We start from the raw sequence: 24457 nt of genomic DNA, 5'->3' as shown, positions 1-24457 counted from the left end.
GGATGAGGTGCGACAATGGGTGACAGGCCGTTCGATTCCGATCCCCCACGGAGCCCATCATGACCGTCACCCGCAAGCCCACGTCGCTCCCGTCGCCCGTCACCCGTACCCAGGAGTCCACCCGTCCGGAGGCTCCCGCGACGACCGAGTCCCGCGTGGTGGCCCGGCCCGGCAAGAACGGCACCGACGGCTTCGACTCCGGTAAGACGGCCCGTCCCAGCAACTTCGTGGACCGCCCCACGGGCCAGCGTCCGGACCCGAGCGCCCCGGTGCTGCCGGCCACGGCCTTCGCCTTCGGCCCTGGCAAGGTCTCCATCGCCGGCCGCGACGCGTCCACGCCCGTCACGCTGACGGCCTCCGCCACGCCGAACGCGGCGGTGAAGGACCTCCAGACGGTGACGTCCACGGTCAGCTTCGACCAGGACGTGGCGCTGGATTCGCTGAAGCTGAACCTGGACCTGCCGCACACCTACCGCGGCGACCTGGTGGTGAAGCTGACCAGCCCCTCCGGCAAGACGGCGACGGTGTCGGACCGCCAGGGTGGCAACGCGGACGACGTGAAGGGCACGTTCGACCTGAGCACCGCCTTCAAGGGCGAGTCGGCCAAGGGCACCTGGACGCTGTCCGTGGAGGACAAGGCGCGCGCGGACACGGGCACGCTGAAGAGCTGGGGCCTGGAGGCCGCTGGCAAGACGGCGGGCCCGGTGGACCCCAAGCCGCCCAAGCCCACGGGTGAGCCGATTGTCGCGGTGTTCGACGGCGGCGTGGACTTCAAGCACGCGGACCTGGACAGCGCCATGTGGACCAACCCGGGCGAGGTCGCCGGCGACGGAATCGACAACGACGGCAACGGCGTGAAGGACGACATCCACGGCTTCAACGTCGGCTTCAACAGCGGCGACGTGATGAAGGGCCAGGGGACGGACCACGGCACGCACGTGGCCGGCATCATCGCCGCCGAGGACAATGGCCAGGGCAACACGGGCATCGCCGCGGGCAAAGCGAAGGTGATGAGCATCGGCGGCCTGTATGACGGGGCGGACCTGCTCACCAACTTCGAGCGCGGCGTGGACTACGTGGTCAACATGAAGCAGAACCACGGCGCCAACATCCGCGCCCTCAACGCCAGCTTCGGTGACGAGTACCGCGACGCGGCCTCGCAGGCCCGCTGGACGGCGGCGGTGCAGAAGCTGGCGGACGCGGACATCCTGCTCGTCGCGGCCACGGCCAACGGCAATGGCAGCAACATGAACAACGTGGCGGACATGCCCGCCAACCTGAACCTGCCCAACGTCCTCACCGTGGCGTCCATGGACAGGAACAACGACAAGCTGGCGCGCTTCTCCTCGCACGGCGACAAGGTGGTGGAGCTGGCCGCCGTGGGCGAGGACGTGCTGAGCACCGTGCCCGGCGGCGACTGGGAGAAGATGAGCGGCACCTCCATGGCCACCCCGACGGTGGCGGCCGCCGCGGCCCTGATGTTCGCCGCGAACCCCGACCTGACGGCCGCCCAGGTGCGTGATTTGCTGGTGAAGACGGTGGAGGTCGACCCGGACCTCAAGGGCAAGGTGAGCACCAGCGGCAAGCTGGACATCGCCGCCGCCGTGAAGGCCGCCAAGGAGTTCGTCGCCACGCCGCCCACGACGGTCGCGGAGCGCTGAGTCCCCGCACGACTCGCTCGAGAGGGTGAGTCCCAGGTCCCCGGTCGCCGCCAGCTTCGCGGCCCGGGGACTTTTTTTGGGCTCGATTTGATTGCGCGCAATTTAATTGAGCCCTAATCATAGGCCATGGCGTAGGACGCGGTGCCCGTCGGAGACGGGGTGGCCCTGTTGTTGGGGGTTGAACGGAGCAGGCCTGAGGTTGTGGTGAAGGGGCTCCCGCCGTCGCGTGTCGCCGCTATCTGAGTCCACCGTTTCGCTTTTACGAACCCGAGCTGGAATTCCAGGAGAGAGAACCATGGCCCCCGTCACGATTTCGCCGCTGTACACCGCCCACGCCACCGCTCACGGAGGCCGCAACGGGAAGGTCCAGTCGTCGGACAAGGTCATCGACCTGCCGCTGGCGATGCCCAAGGAGCTGGGCGGGGCGGGTGGCGCGGTCACCAACCCCGAGCAGCTCTTCGCGGCGGGCTACTCCGCCTGCTTCGAGAGCGCGCTGCGGCTGGTGGCGGGCAAGGGCGGCAAGAAGCTGGGGCCCGAGGTGGGCATCACGGCGAACGTCACCATCGGCAAGACGCCGGACGGCGGCTTCGGGTTGGCGGTGGAGCTCCAGGGCATCCTCCCGGGCATTCCCCGCGACGAGGCGGAGAAGCTGATGCACGCGGCCCACGAGGTGTGCCCGTACTCGCGCGCCACGCGCGGCAACATCGACGTGAAGCTCTCCGTCGCGGAGTAGTGGACGGCCCCGTGTCGCCGCGGCGCGTGGGTGCCCCGTGTCGCGGCGGTACACGGGCACAACGTGTCTGCACGTGAGTGCACCGTGTCACGGCGGCGCGTGAGTGCCCCGTGTCGCGGCGACGCGTGAGTGTTCCGTGTCGAGGCGCGCGGGTGATCCATCGTGGCGCGGGGATGCTCCATTCCGGTGCGTGAGTGCTCCATCCTGGCGCGGGGCCTGAGCGCCTCCGTGTCGTGGCGGACACGATGTGCACCGTGGGACTCGCGGGGTTTCCCCTAGTGCTGGCCAGGCGCTCGCGTGCTGGTGACACGCGCGTGCGTCGCGTCCCGACGCGCCCCCTCGGAGAGGGCCTCGTGGCGTGCCCTGCGGAGGCCCTCTGGCATGCCCCTTGAAGTCGGGTGGTATCGAAGGGGGGAAGTCAGCATGCGTGAGCGTCAGCTCATTCCGATGGAAGTAGCGGGTGTGGCGGTCTCGGGAGCAGCGCGGATGTTGCTGGAGGAGCCCGACATCGAGGAGTTCTTCGGGTGGTTGCGACCGGAGGCGGGAGGAAATCCTCCCGGCCGGTGGAGCGCGGCGGAGGGCACCCGGCTGTTCGCGGTGGCGGAGCGGGGCTCGGGCATCATCGGGCTCGCGGCGCTCACGAACATCCGTCGCGAGGAGCGCTACGCACGGGTGAGCTGCGCCATCGCGCCGGAGTATCGCCGGGAGGGCGTGGGGCACTGGACGATGACGGAGCTCATCCGTCAGGGCGTGCGACTGGACGGACTGCGCCACCTGGAGACCTGCGTGCGCGGGGGAAGGGGGACGTCGCTCCAGCTCATGGAGTCCCTGGGCTTCCGCGCGCTGGAGGTGCCGGGCTTTCCGCCCATGGACGCACGGCCCGGTGGCTACGTGTACCTGCGTCTGGATTTGCCCGTCGAGTCCCGGGAGCAGCTCCTGGTGATGCCCACGCGCAATCTTTGCGCGTGAAGACAGATGGGAGATGAAGGTTGGCGTCGGGCTGGGGGACTCGAATCCAGAAGCGGGCCTGGTCCCTTGGTGCGCTGACGGCGCCGTGGCTCCTTTCCTTCCTGGGCGGGTCTCTGTTTTTGGGTGTCATTGGCGTGGAATGATCCAGTCACAGCGCCTTCGGTGGTTGGACTTGTCGGGGCAAGGCGCAGTGTCCGGAGCGGCGGAAGTGAATGCGGGTGCACTTCAATGCACTGCAAGTCATATGCGGGCAAGGTGGCAGGCGGAAATGGGGATGACTTCCTGACCGACGGAAAATACCCCGTGCTCAGGAGCGACCCTGGCACGGAGTGGATGAGCATGGGTTGGGATGGTGTCATTCACATCTGTCTGCCCCACCCGACGACGTCCCAACCGCGGACGTGGCCTTGAGGCTCGGTCTGTTCGCGGTATCGAGCGGATGGCTATGAAGCAGCGGTTTCTGAATGGCGTGGCTCGGGTGGAGCGCCCGAGTCGCGCGTCAATAGTGTTCAGTGATTGACGTCTGGGCATGGCGACAACTACCTTGGTTGCCTTGCATCAGGCCGGGCGATGAGCCCGTCCTCCGAGGCGGAGTTCATCGTGAGTTTCTTGAAATGGATCAAGGCATGCCCAGCGTGGGCATGCCTCGGGTTGCTGACCTCTCTGGCGTGTAGCAATCCGGCCCCGGAGCCGTCCGCGGGGAACTCCGTGTTGTCTGAGCACCGTCCGACGCTGGCCGCCGCGGCCACGAAGGAGGTGGGCGAGGAGTGCCCGTCTCACGGGGCCTCGGAGTGCCGCTCGGGGCTGTGTCTGCATACGGAGGCAGACCCGGAAGAGGGCTACTTCTGTAGCTCGGAGTGCCAGACGGATGCGCAGTGTCCGGCGCAGTGGAAGTGCACGCAGGTGCACCCCAGCGCCGCGTCGCGGGTCTGTATCCCCTCGGCCGAGTGGAAGGCCCGTCGGCTGAGCGCGCGCGACTGACCTGGGTTGTCTCCCATCTTGATTTTCAATCTTCCCGTGAAGGGATGTCCCATGCATTGGGCCGTAAGAGTCTTGTCGTGTGTGTTGTTGCTGGCGCCTGTGTGGAGTGCCCGGGCCGAGCCGGCGTGTACTGCCCCGAGCTCGAAGTCCTGTACGAATGAAGGAGGCTGTAAGGGCACCCAACATTGCATGGGAGAGCCAGGAGACCCGGGAGGAGGGGAGTGGGGCGAGTGCATTCCAAACAACCAGCCCCAGACGTGCAGTGAGTGCGGCACGGGAGGGACGGCTGTCTGCGTGGATGGAGTCCTGGGCCCGTGCAGGCCCGTGACGGCGCAGTCGCTGGATGCGTGCGGCAACAACTGTGACGATGACCGGAGTGGAGAGGCGGACGAGGGCTGCGCCGGAAGCGGCACGTTCGACTACTGCGAGCGCAATCCGACGGGTGGTGGTTACACGCGTTGGACGTGCGGCTGCGGCGACGGGCTGAACGTCGGTTACTGCCTGGGCTCGGGAGATTCGCAGGCCAGTTGCAGCAACCCGGAAGGATGTCTGAAGGCGCCGGCCTTCGGTACGAGCGGCAGCTCACAGGCGGGAGGCAACTTCCAGTGCTGCGTGTCCAATCTGCCGTGCGGTGGAGAAGGATATGTGCCGGGAGCGCTGCACTGCACCTCGTGGGACACGCCGAACTTCGAGTGCACGCCGGGCGCCTCGTGTGACGACAGCAACGCCTGTGGCAACACGTGCGCGGGCATTGCGCCGCAGGTTGACCGGACGTCGGGCGTGCGGGTGGGAAGCGGCGGCTACTGCGCGGCGGGGCCCGTGTGCCGACATGCACAAGGTGGCTTCGGCCCCTCGTCGGGTGGCGGGGTTAGGGGAATGCTGGACAACGACTGGACTCAGACTGTCTACGAGGTCTGCGGAATCGCCACGATGGATGGCCAGTCGACGATGACGTGCATCAATGTGCCCGTCCGGACGGATCCGCCTCCGACGCTGCCTTCGAGGCCTGATGGTCCTCCGGGCGGTGGAGGAGGAGGTGGTGGTGGTGACGGGGATGATGGTGAAGGTGACCCTGATGTGAAGGACCCGGAGCCGAAGACCTGTGGTCCCGATGGGAGCGCGGTGGTGGGAGCGGGTGTCTCCGGCATGTCCGTGCCGCGCGTGAGCCTGGGAGATTTGACGACGCGCTACACGGCGGCGGATGTGGGGTTGCACGGTGAGTTGGGTGGCTTCAACTTCGTGCGCCACTACGTGTCGACGGACAAGTTCTGGACGTACCTGTCGATGCTGGGCTTCAGCGGGGATGACTTCGTGCCGAAGCCGTTCGGCTCCAGCCCCAGCCGTCAGCACTCAGCGCGCTGGTGGCACAGCCTCTACAGCTTCGTGAATGTGAAGGGGAACGTGCCGGGAGTGAGCACGTGGGTGGTGCGCGACACGGACGGTGAGGTGCTGGAGTTCTTCGCTTGTGGCGGCGGAGGCACTGCGTGCTTCGCGAAGCCGCGCCAGGTCGCGCGGTATTCGAACGCGAGCCTGTACTGGTCCGGCAGCCACTTCGTGCTCATCAAGCCGGGGCAGGGCCGCTTCGTGTACGCGGCGACGTGGGCGGCGCCAACCAAGCCCAATCGGCGCTATTTCCTGTCACGCATCGAAGAGGACCGGCTGGCGGGGACGCCGCGTGTGAGGCTGTCGCTGGCGTACGCGCCGCTGACTGTCGCCGACGGCAGCACCACGTTGACCTGCCCGGGACAGAGCACCCACGGCAATGGAGCGCCGTACCTGTCGACGGTGACGACGGAGGAGGGAGCGAAGCTGCGGTTGTACTACCGCGCGGTGAAGGGAGCCTTCTTCGCGCCCAGCAAGGAGTGCGTGCTGGACCGGGTGGCGTTGCTGAAGAACCCGAACTCGACCGACTCGGTGCTCAGCCAGGAGGAGGTGGTCGTCGCGAAGTACTACTACCACAGCCCCCTGGGAGACGGCGTGGAGCAGGCGGGCCTGCTGACGCGGATTGAGTACCCGGAGACGGGGGACGTGGTCGACATCATGGACACGACGGCGGACGGGACGACGTCCGCGGCGTGGAATGTCGCGGTGAACCAGTCGGCGGTGGTGTCGCACCAGTACCAGTCGGGCAAGGTGTCTGGGATGAGCAGCGGGACGGCGTCGGCCACGTCGATGAGCACGGGCTCGGGTGACTGCTCGGGGCCGTCACCGATGGGTGGCGGCTCCACGTGTGTGCCTCCGGCGGCGGTGCCTCCGGCGGTGAGCGCGGGAGACTCGGCGGGCAGCACGGTGCAGTTCCGCCGCGACCTGCTGTCCTACGAGAGTCCGTACTCGCCGGCCAGCCTGCTGAGCTACTACCAGGACGTCTGTATTTCGGGCAGTGGCAATTGCACGAGCGTCGCCCAGGGATACGTGGACTATGACTACTCGGAGCCCGCCAACGGCTCGCTCGTCCTCCGGTACGTGCGCCACAAGAGCGGAGCCTACAGCTTCAACAACATGACCTTCGCCAGCGCGGGCTCTGCCTCTGTTCCAGGAGTCATCAGCCCCGTGCAGCAGGTGGTCCAGAGCAGTGGCAAGGACTACCTCGGCAATGGTGGCCTCACGGGGCCGACGACGGACTTCGTCTACGCGAGCTTCCCCGTCGGAGCCACGTCCACGCCCTGGAAGCCGGTGCGGCAGACCGTTACGAGCGAAGCCTCGGTCCTCCAGTCTGGCGGACAGGCCTTCATCCGCACGACGTATGACGAGGTGACGCGGTTCAAGAAGTCCGTCATCCGCTCGGGCTACACGCAGACCTTCAACGGCACGAGCGGAACGTGGACGGACTCCGTGGAGCAGCACATGGGCGTCTTCTACTTCAACCACCACCGGTGCTCGGGTGGCACGGACACGGGGGGCTCGGTGGTCAAGGAGGTACACGGCCCTTGTGTCGTGAGCAGCTCCACGGCGACGGACTGCTCGGGCAGTGACTACCCCATCACCCAGTACACCTACTACGGGCCTCCGGGCGCGGAGAACAGCAACCGCGCCAACCGACTGATGAAGGTGTCTCGCTACTCGTACCACGCGAGCGGGTATTGCTCACCTTATCCACCGGAGGAGACGGTGTACTCCGCCTACGACGCGCGAGGCAATGCGACACAGATCACCTCACCGAACGGTGATGTCACCTCGCTGCAGTACCAGGGTGGGCGTCTGACGGCCATGACGAGCCAGGGACTGACGTCGACGCTGTTGTATGACGGAGCGCAGCTGCGAGCCGTGCAGTTGCCGACGGGCAACTACTCCGTCTACTGCTACCGCACGGGCACGACGCCGGGGGCTGGCTGCGCGGGAGGCCAGAAGACGACCCAGCTCCAGTGGGTGGCCATCGCGGCGGATGCGCTGGGCGTGGACTGGAGTGAGATGTCCATCAAGACGTACTGGCCCAACGGGTTGCTGAAGACGGAGGAGGCCCGCACACGGCGGGCCGGCGTGGAGGAGAGCCGGAGGAAGACGACGTTCCATCCGGACCCGCACCAGCGGCCCACCTTCTCTCGCCAGGGCGTGGGTGCGGGCAGCTTCTCCTCGGTGAAGGCATTCGACCTGAACGACAATCTCATCGCGGTGGGCAAGCCGCTCAACGAGGCACCTGACTTCTGCCGTGAGACAGGCTCGATGCCCGCCTTGTCCGTGTTGTGCACCACGCTGGGGTACGACAGCTCGGACCGGCTCATCCGGGCCTCCGAGAGCTTCCCGGGCGGTCTGCAGCAGCACTCCACTTTCGCCTACGACGCGCAGCAGAACATCTCGGGAGTGCGGACGGGCTGCTCGAGCGCGGTAGATGGCTGTGGGCTGCTGACTTCCTACCAGTACGACGACTTTGGCAATCTGGTGAAGGTGAAGTTCCCCCATGCGGATGGGTTCGTTCGTCAGGCCTATGACGCCCGAGGCTTCGTGGTCGTGAAGCAGACCCCGACGATGTCCGCGCAAGGCGAGTGGCTCGAGTACAGCCATGACTTGCTGAATCGACCCCGCGGGGCGTTCCGCCGGCGTGGTGGCACCACCCCTCTCACCGAGGCGCTCTACTGGCTGGGTTATGACAGCGACGGCTCCCTGGTGTCCGGCTGCGGCGGTGGGGAGCTCAACTCGATGGGCCTGCTGCGCTACCGGGATGATTCCTTCGGACGCACCTGGTACCGCTACGACACCGGGGGGCGCCTGGTGAGCGAGCACCGGCAGCGGCAAGGCGACTCGGGTTGCACCCCTGAGATGGAGACCCGCTACACCTACGACAGTCTGGGGCGCTTGTCGGGCCTCATCCACCCGTATGGGCGTGAAGTCTCGTACATCTACGGAACGGGCGCGCGTGCACACCAGGTCCTGCACATCGACGTCGAGATATTCACGAACACGGGAAGCGAGACGCGGCGCCTGGTGAGCGACATCGTCTGGGAGCCGTTCGGTGGTCTGCGCGGCTATCAGCTCAACCCGCTCTCGGGCACATCGAGGGCGGTGGAGTACGCACTCGGTGATGATGGGCACCTTCCTCCGGCCAACTGTGGGGTGGGTTTCCCCTCGTCGTTGGGCTCGGACCTGACGGGGCGGTTGCGCTCGCTTCGGGTGTCGTCGGGGGCCTTCACGCCCGGCACCGGCGGCGGTGACATCTACAAGCGGACGTACACGTGGAAGGCAGACCAGGTGGCGCGCACGGACACGTGTTTGTTGGGCGCGACGACGGCCAGGACGGAGCTGTTCGACTATGACCGTGCCCTGCGGCTCACCTCCGCCACGCGCCCCTCGGGCAACAGCGATGCGACGGGAGGGACCTTCTACGCACAAGCCTACGGATATGACCGGAGCGGGAACCGGACCTCGTTCGCGCCTTCGGGGCTGTCCTCGGACCTGCTGGTCTACGGCACTGGAGACGCTGGCGCCCGACTGCTGTCGACGACCCCCAGCAATGATGCGTTCCAGCGATTGGGATACACCTACGACGCGGATGGCCGGGTCGTGCGCAAGCAGGTGGGGCACTACGTCTCCAACCAGCCGGCGCATGTCCTGGAGCTGGGCTACAGCTCCTTCGATGAGGCGGAGGAGCATGGCTCCGCGCGAGACACCGTTTTCCGTGCGGTGACGGTGAATGGAGCCACGTACAACTACTTCTACGACGCATTGGGGCGTCGGCGGGCGAAGGTCAATCCCTTCGGCCAGCGCGATGAGTTCTTCCATGGCACCAGTCATGAGTTGCTGGTGGACCAGGGTTGGAGCGACGTCGTCTCCTCGAGCTTCCGAGTCACGGACGACTACGTGTGGCTGGCGGGCCGGCCGGTGGTGTTGCTGCGTGGGAAGTTGGATGCGAACGACCCGGTCCGCCAGCCCGACAGCACGGCGGACTGCCGTCGCAATGGCGAGACGGCGGCGTGCGGGGTGTACTTCCCCGTCACGGACCACATTGGCAAGCCGGTGCTGATGTTGGACAAGGCCGGCAAGGTGGCGGGCGCCGCGGACTATGACCCCTTTGGCCACGTCAATCGCTCCGCGTCGAGGGATGGCACGGCGCACCCGTATGCCTATGACGACTCCGAATCGTTCTCGGGCTTCTCGCAGCAGGCGGAGAACAGTCAGGTGCAGCTGCGGCTGCGCGCGCTGTTCCAGTTCATCGATACGCGTGATGACGTGAACGGGGTGGACGAGGTCGAACTGGTGGACACGGACACCAGCACGGTGCTGGCCCGGTATAAGGGCGCGGAGCTGGGGCGCGTGGTGACACCGTGGCTGCAGCCCTCCGCGGGCCGGATGACCCTCTTCTTTACCGCGGAGCCGCAGGGAGGGTCGACGAGCTCGTTCTCGGGCGTCGCGGTGGAAGGCTATGAGTACCAGCGGTTCCAGGTGGGGGCTCAGCCGTTCTGGACGCCGATGCGCTTCCCCGGCCAGTACCACGATGAGGAGACCGACCTCTTCGAGAACTGGAACCGGAACTACGACCCGAGCATCGGCAGGTATCTCCAGCCGGAGCCGATTCTCCAGGACCCAGGCTACAGCCGAGAGATGGCCGAGAAGGGGTATGGCGTGCCCGCGTACGCGTACGCGGCAAACAACCCTCTGTACTGGTCCGACCCGACCGGGCTCGCGTTTGATGAGACTTGCTGGGCGGCATGCATCGACGAGGTCAATCCCCTGGAGAACAATCCCCTGATGTGTGGGGACTCAGATTCGTCGACGGGAAATGATGGCTCCGACTTCCCATGGGGCTCGGCAATCTCGCTCGCGGCGGGACCGTACTGGAAGCCGTTTGGTTATCAGGCCGGCGCTTCGCACTTCACCTCTCCCTGGCGGCTCATGAACATCGCGTCTCGAAGTGTTTCCGGGCGCCCCGTGTTCCCGGGTCCCGCGACGAAGCTGATGGGGCGTGCCAGTGTCATGTGGATTGTCGCCGCGGGCATTACGTCATGGGGCGTCATTGGCGCCTGTGCCGCTGAATGCTCGGGACGATAGGGAGCCTCATGGCAAGCACCGCTCATGTGGATGTCGTCGCCCGCCGCAGGATTGCCGGTCTGCTTCGGGGGTTCATCGAGGGACAGCTCTCCAACATGGAGCTGGATAGGGACTACCCGGGGCAATCCCTGGACCCAGCCGTGCATGAGGTCTATCGGCGCACCTTCCGGTTCCAGGACGACTTCCGCGAGTATCGGACCACGGGGCAGTTCGCGCTCCCTGACGAGCAGAGGGACCTTCTGGGTCGCTGCGCTCTCTTCATGGAAACCGAACTGCCCTACGAGTGGCCGTTGCCCCTTCAGTCCGTGGCCTCGTGGTTCTCTTCGCTCTTTCGGCGGAGTCCACGTGGGACCGTCAGGCGCTCTCGTGGCGAGCGCTCGGCGTGGCCATTCTTCCGGCAAGCGGACCTTGATGCCGCCAGAGGGACACCTCCAGCGGCGCGGGGAGGTGATTGATGCCGACCGATGGATTGAGCTCAACGGTCGGCACAAAAGGCGGTCAGGCCGTATGAGCTAGAACCGCTTCACCTCGGTGAGCACCTGTCGTGAATACCGTGTCACCGCGCCGAATCGAGCCATCGATTCGGCGCGCAGGTGCTTCGCCGCGTCGCTCGCCGTGTAGCGCTGGAAGTCCGCTTCACTGGCCAGCTCGAAGTGACACACGTACCGGGCCCACCCATCCTTCGCGGGCTCGGTGTCGCGCCACTTGCGGCAGCCGAGGAACCCGGGCTCCCGCAGCACCTCGGGGACATGCGTCCCCTCGTGCCACGGGTTCCACGCGTCCTCGGCGCCGGGCTCCACTTCGATGACCACCGTGTAGAGCGCGAGCACTGTCACGGCTGCCACGCGCCCCAGTCCACCAGCTTCCGACCACCCATCGACTCACGCTTGCCCTTGGGCGTGACGCGGTAGAGGAAGTCGGAGAGCGGCGAGAAGCGCGCCTCGTGCGCCAGCCCGCTCAGCGTCTTGTCCCACGGGTCCGCGGCGAACATCCGCGAGCCCACCTGCTTCAACCCTTCCGCGCCCTCCGCCGAGTCGAGCTGGAGCACCGCCAGCTTCTTCGTCCCCACCGTCAGCGTCTCGCGCACCGGCGGCGCCGCGTTGTGAATCGCGGGCGGCCACTGCTTCGGGTCCAACGCATCCCAGAGGAAGGACAACAGCGCCTCCTCCAGCGGCACCGCGCCCGCCTGCGCGAAGTCCTTGCACGGCTCGCCACCACTGCCCGCCGGCGCCAGGCCCTCCGAGCGCAACACGAAGCCGCGCTCGGCGCCCAGGCACGTGCGCAGCACCGACTTCGTGCCCTCCGACTCCGCCTCGAAGTCGAACCACGTCCCCGGCCCCAGCGGCGACTCGCGCTCCGGCACCTTGCCCGCATCCCCCGTGCCCTGCTTCACCTCCACCAGCGTGAGCTGATGGCTGCCCGGCACGCGGAAGCCCGCAAGCGTGGTGCTCGCGTCCAGCAACCCGTTCGTCAGGTACAGCGGCCCCGCGTCCACCGCGTACAGCCGGTTCTCCAGCGGACCGTCCACCGGGCGATTGTCACGCAGGTAACGTTTCGCCTCCCACGTGCGGCCCGCGGCAGTGGGCTGCTCGGCGCTCTGCGTGCCCTCGCGCTCCGCTTCCAACGTCCGCGTGGTGTCCGTGCGCATCGGAAACGTCAGCACGCGCGAGAGCTTCGGCTGCTCCAAGGGCTTGCCCGAGTCGCTGGTGAAGCCGAGCGTCAACCACACCCACGCGCCCTCCACCGCCGCCACTTCCAACGTCACCTTCCCCGCCGCCGCGGCGCCATTCGCATCCCCCGGCTGGCCTCGAATCCCGGAGAACGCATAGACGACCTTGTCGCCCACGCGGGCCCGCTGCCAGGGGGAGTTTCCCTTCTGGGGCGCGGGTGACTCCGGGGTGGCCGCCTCCGTGGGGCCCTCCGCGGCGCCGCCTTGCGTCACGGGCACGCCGTCAGTGGGACTCACGGCGCGCGGCTTCGTGCTCTCACAGCCTGCGCCGAGCGCCAGCGCCGCGCACACCAGCGCGGAACGGGACAGGAAGGTTGCGGTGGGCTTTCGCATTCGGGCGTCACCTCGCGGGGCCTGAGCGCGGCATTGCGCGACCCCTGGGCGGGCTTGATACACCGGAGCGCAGGCTGTCCCCAACTTCCTGGAGTTCCATCACTCATGGCCACGAACCTGCCCATCCGTCGTGTCGTCCTCTACAAGCATGGCGTCGGCTACTTCGAGCGCCGGGGCGGAGTGACGGGCAGCGACACGCTGCACCTGGACTTCAAGGCGCGCGACATGAACGACGTGCTGAAGTCGCTGACGGTGTTGGACTTGTCGGGCGGCTCGGTGTCCGCGGTGAGCTACGACTCCACCAAGCCGCTGGAGCAGCTGCTCTCGGAGGCCACCATCCGGATTCCGGAGGACGGCAGCCTCACGGCGCTGCTCGGTCAAATCAAGGGCGCGCGCGTGCGGGCGCGCGTCGGGGGCGGTCAGGTGGAGGGCGCCATCATCGGCCTGGAGTCGCTCGCGGTGGCGGCCGGGGAGACGAGCGTCGTGCGGCCCTTCCTCACGCTGCTGGTGGGCGGCTCGCTGCGCACGTTCGACGTGCTCGACATCGCGGAGCTGGAGTTCCTCGATGAGGCGGTGCGCAAGGATTTGGAGTTCTACCTGGCCACGGTGTTGTCCTCGTACAAGAAGGACAGCAAGCGCATGTCCATCCTCACCTCCGGCGAGGGCGAGCGGGAGGTCTTCGTCAGCTACGTGCTGGAAGCGCCGGTGTGGAAGACGAGCTACCGCATCCTCCTGGACGAGGGCGAGCCGCCGCTGCTCCAGGGCTGGGCGCTGGTGGACAACACGGGAGACGAGGACTGGGTGGACGTGTCGCTGGCGCTCGTCGCGGGCCTGCCGGTGTCCTTCGTGCACGACCTCTACAACCCCCGCTACATGAAGCGGCCGGTGGTGGAGGTGCAGACGGAGGCCGCCGCCGCGCCGGTGATTCCCGAGGAGAGCTTCGGCGGCTCGATGGACATGATGGAGAGCGAGGCCATGCCGATGATGGCCGCGCCCGCCGCCGCCCCGGGCCGCTCCAAGAAGATGATGCGCAAGGAGGCGAGCTTCGTGGGAGGCCCGGGCGGCGGTGGTGGCCCCCGGCTGCGCGAGGTGCTGGAGCAGAGCAACCCGGTGACGACGCTGACGAAGGAGGTGGGGGACCTCTTCGAGTACGGCGTGGACCGCCCGGTGACGGTGCACCGCAACCAGAGCGCGCTGGTGCCCATCCTCCACAAGCCCTTCGAGGGTCGCCGGGTGCTCCTCTACAACCGCACGACGCGCGAGAAGAACCCCATGGCCTGCATCGAGCTGAAGAACACCACGGGCCTGACGCTGGAGGGCGGGCCGGTGACGGTGACGGAGGACGAGCGGTACGTGGGCGAGGCGATGCTCGACACCATGAAGCCGCAGGACACGCGCTTCGTGCCGTACGCGGTGGAGCTGGGCTGCGTCGTCTCCGTGGAGGACCGCACGGAGGACGGGCCGGTGTTCCGCGCGGTGGTGAGCCGGGGCACGCTGGTGGTGGAGTACTTCCACGTGCGGCGCACGAAGTACCTGGTGCGCAACAAGGCGCAGCGGCCGCAGGTCCTCTTCGTGGAGCACCCGCGCTCGGGCTGGGAGTTGGAGAAGGACATGCCCGCGCCCGCGGAGACGACGGACGGCTTCTGGCGCTTCAAGCGGGACCTGGCGCCGGGCTCACAGGACGAACTGGTGGTGTCCGAGCGCACGCGCGGCCACCGGCAGTACTCCATCTCCAGCGCGGGGCCGGACGAGGTGGCCTTCTTCCTGTCGCAGCGCTACGTGGACGCGAAGATGGCGGACGCGCTGCGCGAGGTGATTGCCATCCGCGAGCGCGTGGCGGCGCTGACGCGCGACGAACAGCAGCTCACCGCGGAGCGCGCCCAGCTCTTCAAGGACCAGGAGCGCATCCGCGCCAACATCGAGTCGCTCAAGAGCGGCGTGTCCCAGCGTGAGCTGGCCGAGCGCTTCGTGGCCAAGCTCAACGAGCAGGAGGACCGGCTCGAGGCCATCACCCGCGAGCTGGAGCGACTGGCGAAGGAGCGGCAGGTGGCTCAGGAAGAGCTCAACCGCCGCGTCCAGTCGCTCAGCTCGGAGGCGGCCTTCTAGGCGGGGCTCACTTCTCCGCCGCGCGATAGACTTCGTCGCCGCCCACGACGGTCAGGCGCACCTGGGCGCCTGGCAGCTCGGCGACGGGCGCGTCCACCGGGTCCACCGACAGCGCGACGAAGTCCGCGTCCATGCCGGGCTGCAGCCGCCCCCGCCGCGCCTCCGCGAAGGAGGCGTAGGCCGCGCCCACGGTGAAGCCCTCCAGGGCCTCCTCGCCGCTCAGCCGCTGGTCCGCGTACCAGCCGCCCTCGGGCGTGCCGCGCGCGTCCTGCCGCGTGCGCGCCGCGTAGAGACCCGCGAGCACCTCCGGCCGCTCCACCGGGAAGTCACTGCCCAGCGCCAGCACCGCGCCGGAGGCCTTCAGGCGCTGCCACGCGTAGGCGCCTCGAATCCGCTCGGCGCCCACGCGGGCCTCCGCCCAGGGCATGTCGCTGGTGGCGTGCGTGGGCTGCACGCTGGCCAGGAAGCCGCCGCGCCCCAGCCGGTCGATGTCCTCCGGGCGCATCACCTGCGCGTGCTCCACGCGATGGCGACCGTCGCGCGTGCCCGTGGCCTCGGCCGCGCGCAACAGCGTGTCCAGCACCAGCGTGTTGGCGCGGTCTCCAATCGCATGCGTGCACACCTGGAAGCCGCCCGCCATGAAGGACCTCACGCGCCGCTCGTACTCCTCCGGCGTCATCATCAGGAGTCCCCGGTGCCCGGGCTCGTCGCTGTAGTCCTGGTGCAGCGCCGCGCCACGGCTGCCCAGCGCGCCGTCCAGGACGAGCTTCACCGCGCGCAGCGTGAGGCGCTCGCCCTGGTAGGGGCCCTCGCGCAGGTACGTCTCGCGGTCCGCGGACTGCCCGTCCGCCATGGCGTAGACGCGCAGGGGCAGCTTGCGCTCCTTGTCCCAGCGCTGGAGCAGGCGGAAGGTGCGCAGGTCCATGCCCGCGTCGTGGACCCCCGTGAGGCCCGCTCGCGCGGCCCGGGAGAGCGCCGCGGTGAGCTGCGCGGCCAGCTCCGCCTCCGTGAGCGAGGGCAGCACGGCGTAGACAAGGCCCATGGCGTTGTCCACGAGGATGCCGGTGGCCTCACCGTCCGCGCCGCGCAGAATCCGTCCGCCCTCCGGGTCCTTCGTGTCGCGGGTGACGCCCGCGCGCCGCAACGCCTCGCTGTTGACCCACGCCGCGTGTCCGTCGATGCGCGCCAGCATCACCGGCACGTCGGGGTGCTTCGCATCCAAATCCTGCCGCGTGGGGAAGGCCTTCTCCGTCCAGTCGTTCTGGTCCCATCCCTGGCCGACGAGCCACTCGCCCTGGAACGAGGTGCTCGGCGCCGAGGCGACGCGCGCCAGGGCCTCCGCCTTGGACGTCGCGCCCAGCAGGCTCACCGTCGCCTCCCACTGGCCCAACGCGGACAGGTGGCCGTGTGAGTCCGTCAGGCCCGGCACCACCGTGGCATCGCCCAGGTCCACCACGCGCGCGCCCGCGCCCGCCGCGGCGAGCACCTCATCCCGCGTGCCCGTGGCCAGCACCTTGCCCTCGCGCACCGCGAGCGCCTCCACCACCGGCCGCGCCGCGTCCAGGGTGCGGATGCGCCGCGCCACGTACACCGACGTGCCCGTGGCTTCCGCACCCGGCGTGTTGCGCGTGCAGCCGCTCGAGGCCGAGAGAAGGACCACCGCACCGAGGAGTCCGCCGAGTCGTCGCAGCATCTTTCGCGCACCTGCCTGGGAGACCGCCCCGAGCGTGGGACGGGCGCGCGACACTCTGGCGCACCCGCACCGCACGGGCCAGCATCCGGCGCGTGACGCGCCGCGGCCCGGGCCCACGGAGAATCCCACCGACTGGCTCCGGGCGGCCCCTTCACTCCAGGAGGGACCAGGCGACTGCTCCAGGTGTCGGGCTCGGGCGCGCCCACCCTCCGTCGCACCGCACGCGGAGCGAGGGCAGGCGGCGAAAAGATGGTTGCGCCACGCAAGCTTCCTGGCCGGGGGGCTTGACGTCAGGGAGGGGGACTTGGCGACGAGCCGGGGCGTGAGGGATGTTGCGGCGTCTCACGTTCCCTGGAGTCGTCATGAACCTGAACCTGTCCAAGTCCCGGCTCGGGCCCACCGCGCTGCTGGTCGTCGCCGCCCTCTGTCTGACCACCGCCGCGGGTTGCGCCGGCCGCCGTCGCGAAGCCTTCCTGCACGACAAGACGCGGACCCACGTGTACCGCAAGCCCATGGCCGAGGTGTGGCCTCAGGCGCTGGCCCTCCTCAAGGAGAAGGGCTACTCGCTGCGCGTGGGCGCGCAGGGCTTCGAGGCGACGTCTGAGTGGCTGATGCACGGCGCCCCCTCGTCGCTGGGCACCACGCAGGTGCGCTACCACGTCAAGGGGACCGAGCGTGGCCCCGGCCAGTGCGCCATCGAGTTCCACAAGCAGCTGGCCACGGAGACCAAGAGCGCCAGCTCCGGAGGCCGTTCCCAGGAGCTGAATGACCCGGGCGTCCGCGCCGACGGCGGCAACATCAACCGCGACGCGGAGATGGAGTGGGAGCTGCTCCAGAAGGTGGACGCCGAGTCCGCCGCCGCGCTGCGCGCCGAAGCAGACAAGGTCCAGTAACGCTATCCCCGACAGGAGCCGCCGCTGACGCGCGCTACTCGTCGCGCAGCGGCAGCTCCAGGGTGAGGCCGTCGTACGCCACTTCCAGGGGCCCCTTGAACTCCTCCCGCGCCTGGTTGAGGAGCTTCGCGGGGTCCGTGTCGTGGCGGCTGGACAGGTGGGTGAGAATCAGTCGCCGCGCTCCCGCCTCGCGCGCCACCCAGGCCGCCTCCCGGGCCGTGGAGTGATGCGTCTCCTGGGCCCGCTCCTGCTCGTCATCGGAGAAGGTGGACTCGTGGATGAGCAGGTCGGCGTCCTTCGACGCGTTCACCACGGCGGCGCACGGCCGGGTGTCTCCGGAGATGACCACCCGGCGTCCGGCGCGCGGAGGGCCCAGCACGTCCTCCGGCTTCACCGTCCGCCCGTCCTCCAGCGTCACGGCCTCGCCCTTCTGGAGCTTGCCGAAGCTGGGGCCCGGGGGCACGCCCAACTCGCGCGCCTTCTCCACGTTGAAGCGCCCCGGCCGGCCATCCTCCACCAGTGCGTACGCCAGCGCGTTGATGCGGTGGTCCACGCCCACCACGTGCAGCGCGTAGCCGTCGCGGCGGATGACGTCGCCGTCCTTCACCTCGTGGATTTCGATGGGGAAGGACATGGCCTCCACGCCCAGGTGCACCGCCTGGTGCAGGAGGCGCCGCGCGGGGGGCGGGCCGTACAGGTGGATGGCGTGCTCGCGCCCCATCATCCCCAGCGTGCGCAGGAAGCCGATGATTCCCAGGTAGTGGTCGGCGTGGAAGTGCGTGAAGAAGACCGCGTCCACCGTGAAGCCGGTGCCAAAGCGCACCATCTGCCGCTGGCTGCCCTCGCCGCAGTCGAACAGGAGCAGGTCCGTGTCCGCCTTCACCGCGAGCCCGGAGAGGTTGCGGTGAAGCGTGGGCTGCGCGGCGGAGGTGCCGAGGAACGTGAGCTTGAGGAGGGACATGCCGGCACTTCCCACGCGAAGAGAGTCTCCCGCGCCACACCCACGGCGCGAGGCGCCATTTAGCAGGGTTTGGACCCTCCCGTGCTATGAGGCCGCGCTCCCAGACACCGCCATGCCTGAATCCCTGACGTTCGCTCCCACCCCCGACCCTCGCCGCGTGCGCGCTCCGGATGGACGCGTGCTCACCGTTCCGGAGGGCTGGGCCCTGCTGCCCCCCGGTGACGCCGGCCTCACCCGCCGTGTGAAGGCCGCCGGCCCCACCTGGACGGTGGTGGAGAAGGTGGGCCGCAAGCTCTTCTCCCGGGGCGTGTGGGCCCCCGAACCCCACATCCACCAGGCCCGCGCCGCGCTGGACTCCGAGCGCGCCACGCCCGCCTACGCGAAGAAGCTGGCCGCCGGCCGCGAGCGCCGCGCCCGCGAGCAGGAGCAGTACGAGGTCGACTTCGCCAACGCCGTGCTGCGCTTCCTCGCCTTCTCTCCCGCGTGGCTGCCCCATGCGAAGCGCCTGGCCGTGCTCGTCGCCGCGCATGCCACGCCCGTGGGCAGCGGCACCGTGGCCCGCACGGAGCGCATCCCCGTGGAGCGCCGCGCGGAGGCCGCCGTCATCGCGTGGATGCGGCACCAGACGACCAGCTACGACAACCTGAAGATTGCCCGCGTGAAGGGCGCGCGGCGCGAGGTGCGGCGCGAGCTGGCGGAAATCTCCCGCGCCGTCCTGGACCTGCACCGCCGTGACGTGCCCCACGGGCCCACGGCGTGTCCGCTCTGCACCGCCCTGATGAATGTGGGTGGTGGTGCGCGGCAGGGCTGACCCGGGCGCTGGGGCTGGAATACCGACGGGTTTCTGACCCGCCGTTCAGTCAAGTTGCGCCATTAATGACCGCCGGGTTAGTAACGGGTCCGCCATGCCGAGACCCGCTGACCCTCATGCGAGGGAAGCCCTGATGACCGCGGCCCGAGCGGAGCTTGCCCGCAAGGGGCTGCGCGGGGCGCGAATCGAGGACATCACCGCCGCGTGTGGGCTCTCCAAGGGCGCCTTCTATCTGCACTTCCCCTCGAAGGAGGCGCTGTTCGCGGAGGTGCTGGCCCTGTTCGAGTCACACCTGACCGAGGTGAACACGCGGCGGATGGTGGAGGTGGAGCGCCACTTCCGTGAGCAGGGCGTGATGGGGCCGCGCGACAGGCTGGAGCGCAGCGCGCGTTATCAACAGTTCTGCGAGCTGGAGGCGGCCTTCGATTTGGAGTCGCTCGAGCTGATGTGGTCCTACCGGGACGTCGTCTCGGTGCTCCTCAGCGGCAGTCAGGGCACGCCCTTCGAGTCGCTCCTGTGGCGCATGACGGACGCGCAGGTGGAGCGCGTGGCGGGAGACTTCCGGCGGTTGCAGGAGGCGGGCGCGGCGGACCAGGAGATGGACGCGAAGCTGTTCGCCTCCGTCATCGTCGGCGCGTACGTGCTCCTGTCCCAGCGCATGGTGCACCTGCCGGAGAAGCCGGACCTGTCCGCCTGGGCGTACACGCTCCAGCGCCTGTGCGAGGGCGGCACGCTGCCCCGCTTCGATTCGCCCGTGCCCGTGTCCGAGCCTGTTGTCTCCCGGGCCAAGCGCCCCACGACTTCCCAGCGCCGGCCTCCCGCCCGCGCGAAGACCCGCCACACCCCGAGGAAACGCCCGTGAACCCCACCTGGAAACCTTCCGCCCCGCGCGCGCTCGCGGCGTTGGGTGTCGTCGTCACGGCGCTGTCGCTGCCCGCTTGTAGCAAGGCGGATGCTTCCTCCACGCCGGCCGCTGTCGCGAAGACGGACGCGGCGGCGCCCACGGTGAAGCTGGTCGCCACGCGCACGGTGCGAGCCGCGCCCCGCGAAGAGGTGACGGGCACGCTGTTCCCCGCGCAGGCGCTCCAGGTGGGCTTCGAGGTGGGAGGCCGGCTCGCCGCCGTGAAGCTGGGCAAGGGCGCGGCGGTGAAGAAGGGCGACGTGCTGGGGCAGCTCGACGTGGAAATCGTCGATGCGCAGGTGGCGCAGGCGCAGGCGGCGGTGGCCGCCGCGGAGGCCGGTTCGACGATGGCGTCCGACGTGGCCTCTCGCAACGAGGCGCTCCAGAAGGAGGGCGGGGTGAGCGACTTGCAGAACCGCTCCACCTCCGCGACGGCGGCGCAGGCTCGGGCGCAGTTGCTGGCGGCGCAGGCGCAGCTGGCGCAGGCGCGAGCGGCGCGGCGGCGGCATGACCTGCGCGCGCCCTTCTCGGGCACGCTCATCGACGCGCCCGAGCAGACCGGCGCCACGGTGGGGCCGGGCACGCCGCTGTTCAATCTGGAGAACCTGGACACGCTGCTGCTCAAGACGACGGTGTCGGAGTCGCTGCGCTCGCGGCTGAAGCCCGGCGCGAAGGTGCGGGTGGAGTCGATTGGGAGCGCGGGGGTGTTCACCGAGGACGCGACGGTGCGCACCATCCTCCCTTCCGCGGACCCGGCCACGCGCCGGGTGCCGGTGGAGCTGTCGGTGCCCAACGCGGATGGCCGCTTCGTGGCGCACACGCTGGCGCGCGCGGTGCTGCTGTTGGGCGAGGACCAGGACGCGCGGGTGTTGCCGGGCACGGCGCTGTCGTCCTCCAACGGGGACCATGTCTTCGTGGTGGGGAGCGGCGGCGAGGTGAGCCGTGTGGACGTGCAGGTGCTGGAGCGGCGTGAGCGCGAGGTGGTGGTGCTGGCCCGCTCGCCGCTCGAGTCCGTCATCGACCACCCCACGCCGGGCCTGTCACAGGGCTCGCGCGTCACCGTGAAGTAAGGGGAGGGCGTCCATGTTCCTCAGCGACGTCTCCATTCGCCGGCCGGTGTTCACGGCCATGTTGTCGCTCTGCCTCATCGTCCTCGGACTGATGGGCCTGGGGCGCCTGGGCACGGACCTGTATCCGGACGTGTCCTTCCCCGTCGTCGTCGTCACCACCGTCTACAAGGGCGCGGGTCCGGGTGAAATCGAGACCCAGGTCGTCAAGCCCGTGGAAGACGCCGTCGCGGGCATCAGCGGCGTGGACAAGATTCACTCCTGGAGCCGGGAGAACCTGGGCACGGTGGTGGTGCAGTTCACCCTGTCCACCAACGTGGACCGCGCGGTGCAGGAGGTGCGCGACAAGATTGCCGGCATCGCGAACAAGCTGCCGCAGACGGCGGACGCGCCGGTGGTGGGCCGCGTGGACCTCTCCGCGACGCCCATCCTCACATACGCCGTGTCGGCGGACATGCCGTCGCAGTCGCTGCGCCGGCTCATCGACGACCGAATCAAGCCCGCGCTCGCGCAGCTCGAAGGCGCGGCCGAGGTGCGCATCACCGGTGGCGACACGCGCGAGATTCAAATCGACGTGGACCTGGACAAGGCGCGCTCGGCGGGGGTGTCGCCGCTGGACATCGCTCAGCGCGTGGGCGCGGAGAACCTGGACCTGCCGGCGGGGCGACTGGCGCTGGGCGCGAGCGAGCTGACGGTGCGTTCGCTGGGGCAGTTCCGCGACGTGGACGAGATTCGCGCGTTGCCCGTGGCGCGCAGCCGGACGGGTTCGCAGGTGCGGCTGGATGAAATCGCCACGGTGACGGACGGCGTGGCGGAGCGGCGCACGGTGGCGCGGCTCAACAGCCAGGACGCGGTCATCCTGGAGGTGGTGAAGCAGCCGGGCTCGAACACGGTGGCGGTGAGCGACGCGGTGAAGCAGGTGCTCAGGGACATGGCGCCGGAGGTGGGGCAGGGCTTCACGGCCACGCTGCTCATCGACCAGTCGGAGCTCATCCGGGAGAACGCGCACGAGGTGTGGATTGCGCTCGTCTTCGGCGGGGCGATGGCGGTGCTCATCATCCTGATGTTCCTGTTGGACGGGCGCGGCACGTTCATCTCCTCGCTGGCGCTGCCCACGTCCGTCATCGGCACGTTCTTCGTGATGTATCTGCTGGACTACACGCTGAACCAGATGACGCTCCTGGGGTTGTCCCTGGCCATCGGTCTGCTCATCGACGACGCGGTGGTGGTGCGCGAGGCGATTACGCACCGGCTGGAGAAGGGCGAAGACCCGATGAGCGCGGCGGCCAACGGCACCAACGACGTGGGGCTCGCGGTGCTGGCGACGACGCTGTCACTGGTGGCGGTGTTTGTCCCGGTGGCCTTCATGCCCGGAATCGTGGGGCAGTTCTTCAAGCAGTTCGGCATCACCATCTCCGCGGCGGTGCTCGTCTCGCTGTTCATCTCCTTCACGCTGGACCCGATGTTGTCGGCGCGGCTGGCGAAGAAGCGGGTGCCAGGAGCGGTCCACAAGGAGAACGCGGTGGCGTCGGGGTTGCGGCGCTTCCTGGACGGCACGGAGCGCGTCTACGCGCGCATCCTGGGCTGGGTGCTGGCGCACAAGTGGGCGACGGCGGGAATCACGGTGGTGGTGCTGGTGCTGTCCTTCGGAGCGGCGAGCCGGCTGGGCGCGGAGTTCATCTCGCCGGAGGACCGCTCGCAGTTCCTGGTGGATCTGCAACTGCCGGACTCCGCGAGCCTGTCGGAGACGGAGGCGCGCACGGCGGAGGCGGAGGCGTTTCTGCGCAAGTTGCCGGAAGTCACGGCCATCTATTCCATCGTCGGCACCAACGGCGATGTGAACAAGGCGCGCATGCGCGTGCTGACGGTGGGCAAGGGGCAGCGCACCAAGGGCATCCCGGTGCTGAAGGACGAGGCGCGCGCGCTGTTGACGCCGCTGGTGGCGACGCGGGTGAACCTGAGCGACCCGCCGACGATTGAGGGCCTGGGCGACTACTACCCCATCATGGTGCGCATCACCGGGCCGGACCTGTCGCGCGTCAATCAGGAGGCGGAGCGCGTCGCGGACATCCTTCGCGGGCTGAAGGGTACGGAGGACGTGCGGGTGGAGGCGAACCCGCCGAAGCCGGAGCTCCAGGTGCGCATCGACCGGGCGCGCGCGAGCGACGCGGACATCAACGCGGCGGGGCTGGCGACGCAGCTGCGGCTGGCCATCAGCGGCGACGTGGTGGCGAAGCTGCGCGAGGGGACGAACGAGACGGACATCCGTGTGCGGTTGGCGGAGCGGGACAGGAGCACGCCGGAGCGGGTGCGGCAGCTGGAGGTGTACACGCCGCGCGGGTTGAGGCCGGTGTCGGACCTGGCGCAGGTGGAGCTGCGGGACGGGCCGAGCGTCATCGAGCACGAGAATCGGGAGCGGCAGATTGCCGTGTACTCGCAGCTCGCGAAGGGCGCGGCGCTGGGCGACATCGCGAAGGCGTTGAGGGAGCAGGTGGCGGTGGCGCCGCTGCCTCCCGGCTATGCCATTGTCTACGACGGGCAGATGAAGAGCCTGGATGAGCAGAACGAGGCCTTCAGCCTGGCGTTCGGTCTGGCGTTCGTCTTCATCTACATGGTGCTGGCGAGCCAGTTCGAGTCCTTCAAGCACCCCTTCACCATCATGGCGTCGCTGCCGCTGGCGCTGGTGGGCGCGCTGCTGGGGTTGGTGGTGACGGGTTACCACCTGTCGATGGGCGCGATGATTGGCGTCATCCTGTTGATGGGATTGGTGACGAAGAACGCGATTCTGCTCATCGACGGTGCGTTGCAGCACCTGCGTGAGGGGGACTCGGTGGACGTGGCGATGATGAAGGCGGGGCCCCGGCGGCTGCGTCCGATTCTGATGACGAGCGCGGCGATGGCGATTGGCATGGTGCCGACGGCGGTGGGCTCGGGGACGGGCTCGGAGTTCCGCGCGCCGATGGCCATCTCGGTGATTGGTGGCGTCATCACCTCGACGTTCCTGACGCTGCTGGTGGTGCCGGTGGTGTTCGCGGCGATGGAGAAGGTCGGCTTCTGGAGGACCACGAAGGCGGAGGCGCCCGTGCCCGAAGAGGCCCCGGTATCACCCGGGCCCAGCCCGGCCGCGTGACGACAGCGC

The 24457-nt window shown here is 68.8% G+C and carries 15 protein-coding genes; 11 read left to right on the top strand and 4 right to left on the bottom strand.

All coding sequences use genetic code 11. The features are described from left to right. Positions 1-59: 59 nt before the first annotated feature. The 5 genes from HUA75_RS32855 to HUA75_RS32835 all read left to right on the top strand — a co-directional run bounded on the left by HUA75_RS32855 (position 60) and on the right by HUA75_RS32835 (position 10824). Positions 60-1661 carry a S8 family serine peptidase gene (locus HUA75_RS32855; protein WP_141645412.1) on the top strand — a complete coding sequence of 534 codons (1602 nt, stop codon included), beginning with the start codon at positions 60-62 and terminating at the stop codon, positions 1659-1661. A gap of 295 nt (positions 1662-1956) precedes the next feature. Further along, the gene (locus tag HUA75_RS32850; protein ID WP_174457462.1) at positions 1957-2394 is read left to right on the top strand and encodes an organic hydroperoxide resistance protein; all 438 of its coding nucleotides are present in this window, start codon (positions 1957-1959) and stop codon (positions 2392-2394) included. A gap of 423 nt (positions 2395-2817) precedes the next feature. Next, a complete protein-coding gene (locus HUA75_RS32845) occupies positions 2818-3363 on the top strand; it encodes a GNAT family N-acetyltransferase (protein ID WP_174488618.1) in 546 nt (181 codons plus the stop codon). Positions 3364-4074: 711 nt separating this feature from the next. Continuing rightward, entirely contained in the window at positions 4075-4344 is a 270-nt protein-coding gene (locus HUA75_RS32840; protein WP_174488617.1) for a hypothetical protein, read from the top strand. Between the two features lie 294 nt (positions 4345-4638). Then, positions 4639-10824: an RHS repeat-associated core domain-containing protein gene (locus HUA75_RS32835; RefSeq protein ID WP_217446360.1), complete on the top strand. Its 6186-nt coding sequence runs from the start codon at positions 4639-4641 to the stop codon at positions 10822-10824. Between the two features lie 512 nt (positions 10825-11336). Here the strand turns inward: HUA75_RS32835 and HUA75_RS32830 are convergent. After that, positions 11337-11669, bottom strand: coding sequence for a DUF4286 family protein (locus tag HUA75_RS32830; protein ID WP_174457460.1), 333 nt, complete (start codon positions 11667-11669; stop codon positions 11337-11339). Continuing rightward, positions 11657-12886: a DUF6068 family protein gene (locus HUA75_RS32825; RefSeq protein WP_174488615.1), complete on the bottom strand. Its 1230-nt coding sequence runs from the start codon at positions 12884-12886 to the stop codon at positions 11657-11659. The genes HUA75_RS32830 and HUA75_RS32825 overlap by 13 nt, the downstream gene beginning before the upstream one ends. Before the next feature lie 105 nt (positions 12887-12991). On the opposite strand from HUA75_RS32825, the gene HUA75_RS32820 reads away from it, so the two are divergent. After that, complete coding sequence (locus HUA75_RS32820; protein WP_174488614.1) at positions 12992-14992, top strand: hypothetical protein; 2001 nt, start codon at positions 12992-12994, stop codon at positions 14990-14992. A 7-nt stretch (positions 14993-14999) separates the two neighbouring features. Here HUA75_RS32820 and HUA75_RS32815 read toward each other — a convergent pair whose 3' ends face one another. After that, positions 15000-16685: an amidohydrolase gene (locus HUA75_RS32815; RefSeq protein ID WP_174488613.1), complete on the bottom strand. Its 1686-nt coding sequence runs from the start codon at positions 16683-16685 to the stop codon at positions 15000-15002. Positions 16686-17047: 362 nt separating this feature from the next. On the opposite strand from HUA75_RS32815, the gene HUA75_RS32810 reads away from it, so the two are divergent. Next, positions 17048-17578, top strand: a complete 531-nt coding sequence (locus HUA75_RS32810; RefSeq protein WP_141645420.1) for a hypothetical protein — start codon at positions 17048-17050, stop codon at positions 17576-17578. Between the two features lie 34 nt (positions 17579-17612). Here HUA75_RS32810 and rnz read toward each other — a convergent pair whose 3' ends face one another. Further along, the gene (gene rnz, locus HUA75_RS32805; protein WP_141645421.1) at positions 17613-18539 is read right to left on the bottom strand and encodes a ribonuclease Z; all 927 of its coding nucleotides are present in this window, start codon (positions 18537-18539) and stop codon (positions 17613-17615) included. Positions 18540-18651: 112 nt separating this feature from the next. Between rnz and HUA75_RS32800 the strand changes: the two genes are divergently transcribed. From HUA75_RS32800 to HUA75_RS32785, 4 genes are all read left to right on the top strand, one after another. Then, a complete protein-coding gene (locus HUA75_RS32800; RefSeq protein WP_141645422.1) occupies positions 18652-19350 on the top strand; it encodes a DUF2293 domain-containing protein in 699 nt (232 codons plus the stop codon). 133 nt (positions 19351-19483) lie between these two features. Beyond that, positions 19484-20212 carry a TetR/AcrR family transcriptional regulator gene (locus tag HUA75_RS32795; protein ID WP_254627867.1) on the top strand — a complete coding sequence of 243 codons (729 nt, stop codon included), beginning with the start codon at positions 19484-19486 and terminating at the stop codon, positions 20210-20212. Further along, the gene (locus tag HUA75_RS32790; protein ID WP_141645424.1) at positions 20209-21321 is read left to right on the top strand and encodes an efflux RND transporter periplasmic adaptor subunit; all 1113 of its coding nucleotides are present in this window, start codon (positions 20209-20211) and stop codon (positions 21319-21321) included. The genes HUA75_RS32795 and HUA75_RS32790 overlap by 4 nt, the downstream gene beginning before the upstream one ends. A 13-nt stretch (positions 21322-21334) precedes the next feature. Further along, a complete protein-coding gene (locus tag HUA75_RS32785) occupies positions 21335-24448 on the top strand; it encodes an efflux RND transporter permease subunit (RefSeq protein WP_174488611.1) in 3114 nt (1037 codons plus the stop codon). The last annotated feature ends 9 nt before the right edge of the window (positions 24449-24457 follow it).

The sequence above is a fragment of the Myxococcus sp. CA040A genome (genome assembly GCF_013336725.1).
Lineage (GTDB): Bacteria > Myxococcota > Myxococcia > Myxococcales > Myxococcaceae > Myxococcus > Myxococcus llanfairpwllgwyngyllgogerychwyrndrobwllllantysiliogogogochensis.
The sequence above is the reverse complement of the archived record's forward strand: the minus strand, read 5'-3'. Positions and strand labels throughout refer to the sequence as shown.

Coding starts and splice junctions, on each gene's coding strand:
- HUA75_RS32855 (WP_141645412.1), top strand. CDS start 60: ATGACCGTCACCCGCAAGCCCACGTCGCTCCCGTCGCCCGTCACCCGT.
- HUA75_RS32820 (WP_174488614.1), top strand. CDS start 12,992: ATGGCCACGAACCTGCCCATCCGTCGTGTCGTCCTCTACAAGCATGGC.
- HUA75_RS32815 (WP_174488613.1), bottom strand. CDS start 16,685: ATGCTGCGACGACTCGGCGGACTCCTCGGTGCGGTGGTCCTTCTCTCG.
- HUA75_RS32810 (WP_141645420.1), top strand. CDS start 17,048: ATGAACCTGAACCTGTCCAAGTCCCGGCTCGGGCCCACCGCGCTGCTG.
- HUA75_RS32795 (WP_254627867.1), top strand. CDS start 19,484: ATGACCGCGGCCCGAGCGGAGCTTGCCCGCAAGGGGCTGCGCGGGGCG.
- HUA75_RS32825 (WP_174488615.1), bottom strand. CDS start 12,886: ATGCGAAAGCCCACCGCAACCTTCCTGTCCCGTTCCGCGCTGGTGTGC.
- HUA75_RS32785 (WP_174488611.1), top strand. CDS start 21,335: ATGTTCCTCAGCGACGTCTCCATTCGCCGGCCGGTGTTCACGGCCATG.
- rnz (WP_141645421.1), bottom strand. CDS start 18,539: ATGTCCCTCCTCAAGCTCACGTTCCTCGGCACCTCCGCCGCGCAGCCC.
- HUA75_RS32845 (WP_174488618.1), top strand. CDS start 2,818: ATGCGTGAGCGTCAGCTCATTCCGATGGAAGTAGCGGGTGTGGCGGTC.
- HUA75_RS32850 (WP_174457462.1), top strand. CDS start 1,957: ATGGCCCCCGTCACGATTTCGCCGCTGTACACCGCCCACGCCACCGCT.
- HUA75_RS32800 (WP_141645422.1), top strand. CDS start 18,652: ATGCCTGAATCCCTGACGTTCGCTCCCACCCCCGACCCTCGCCGCGTG.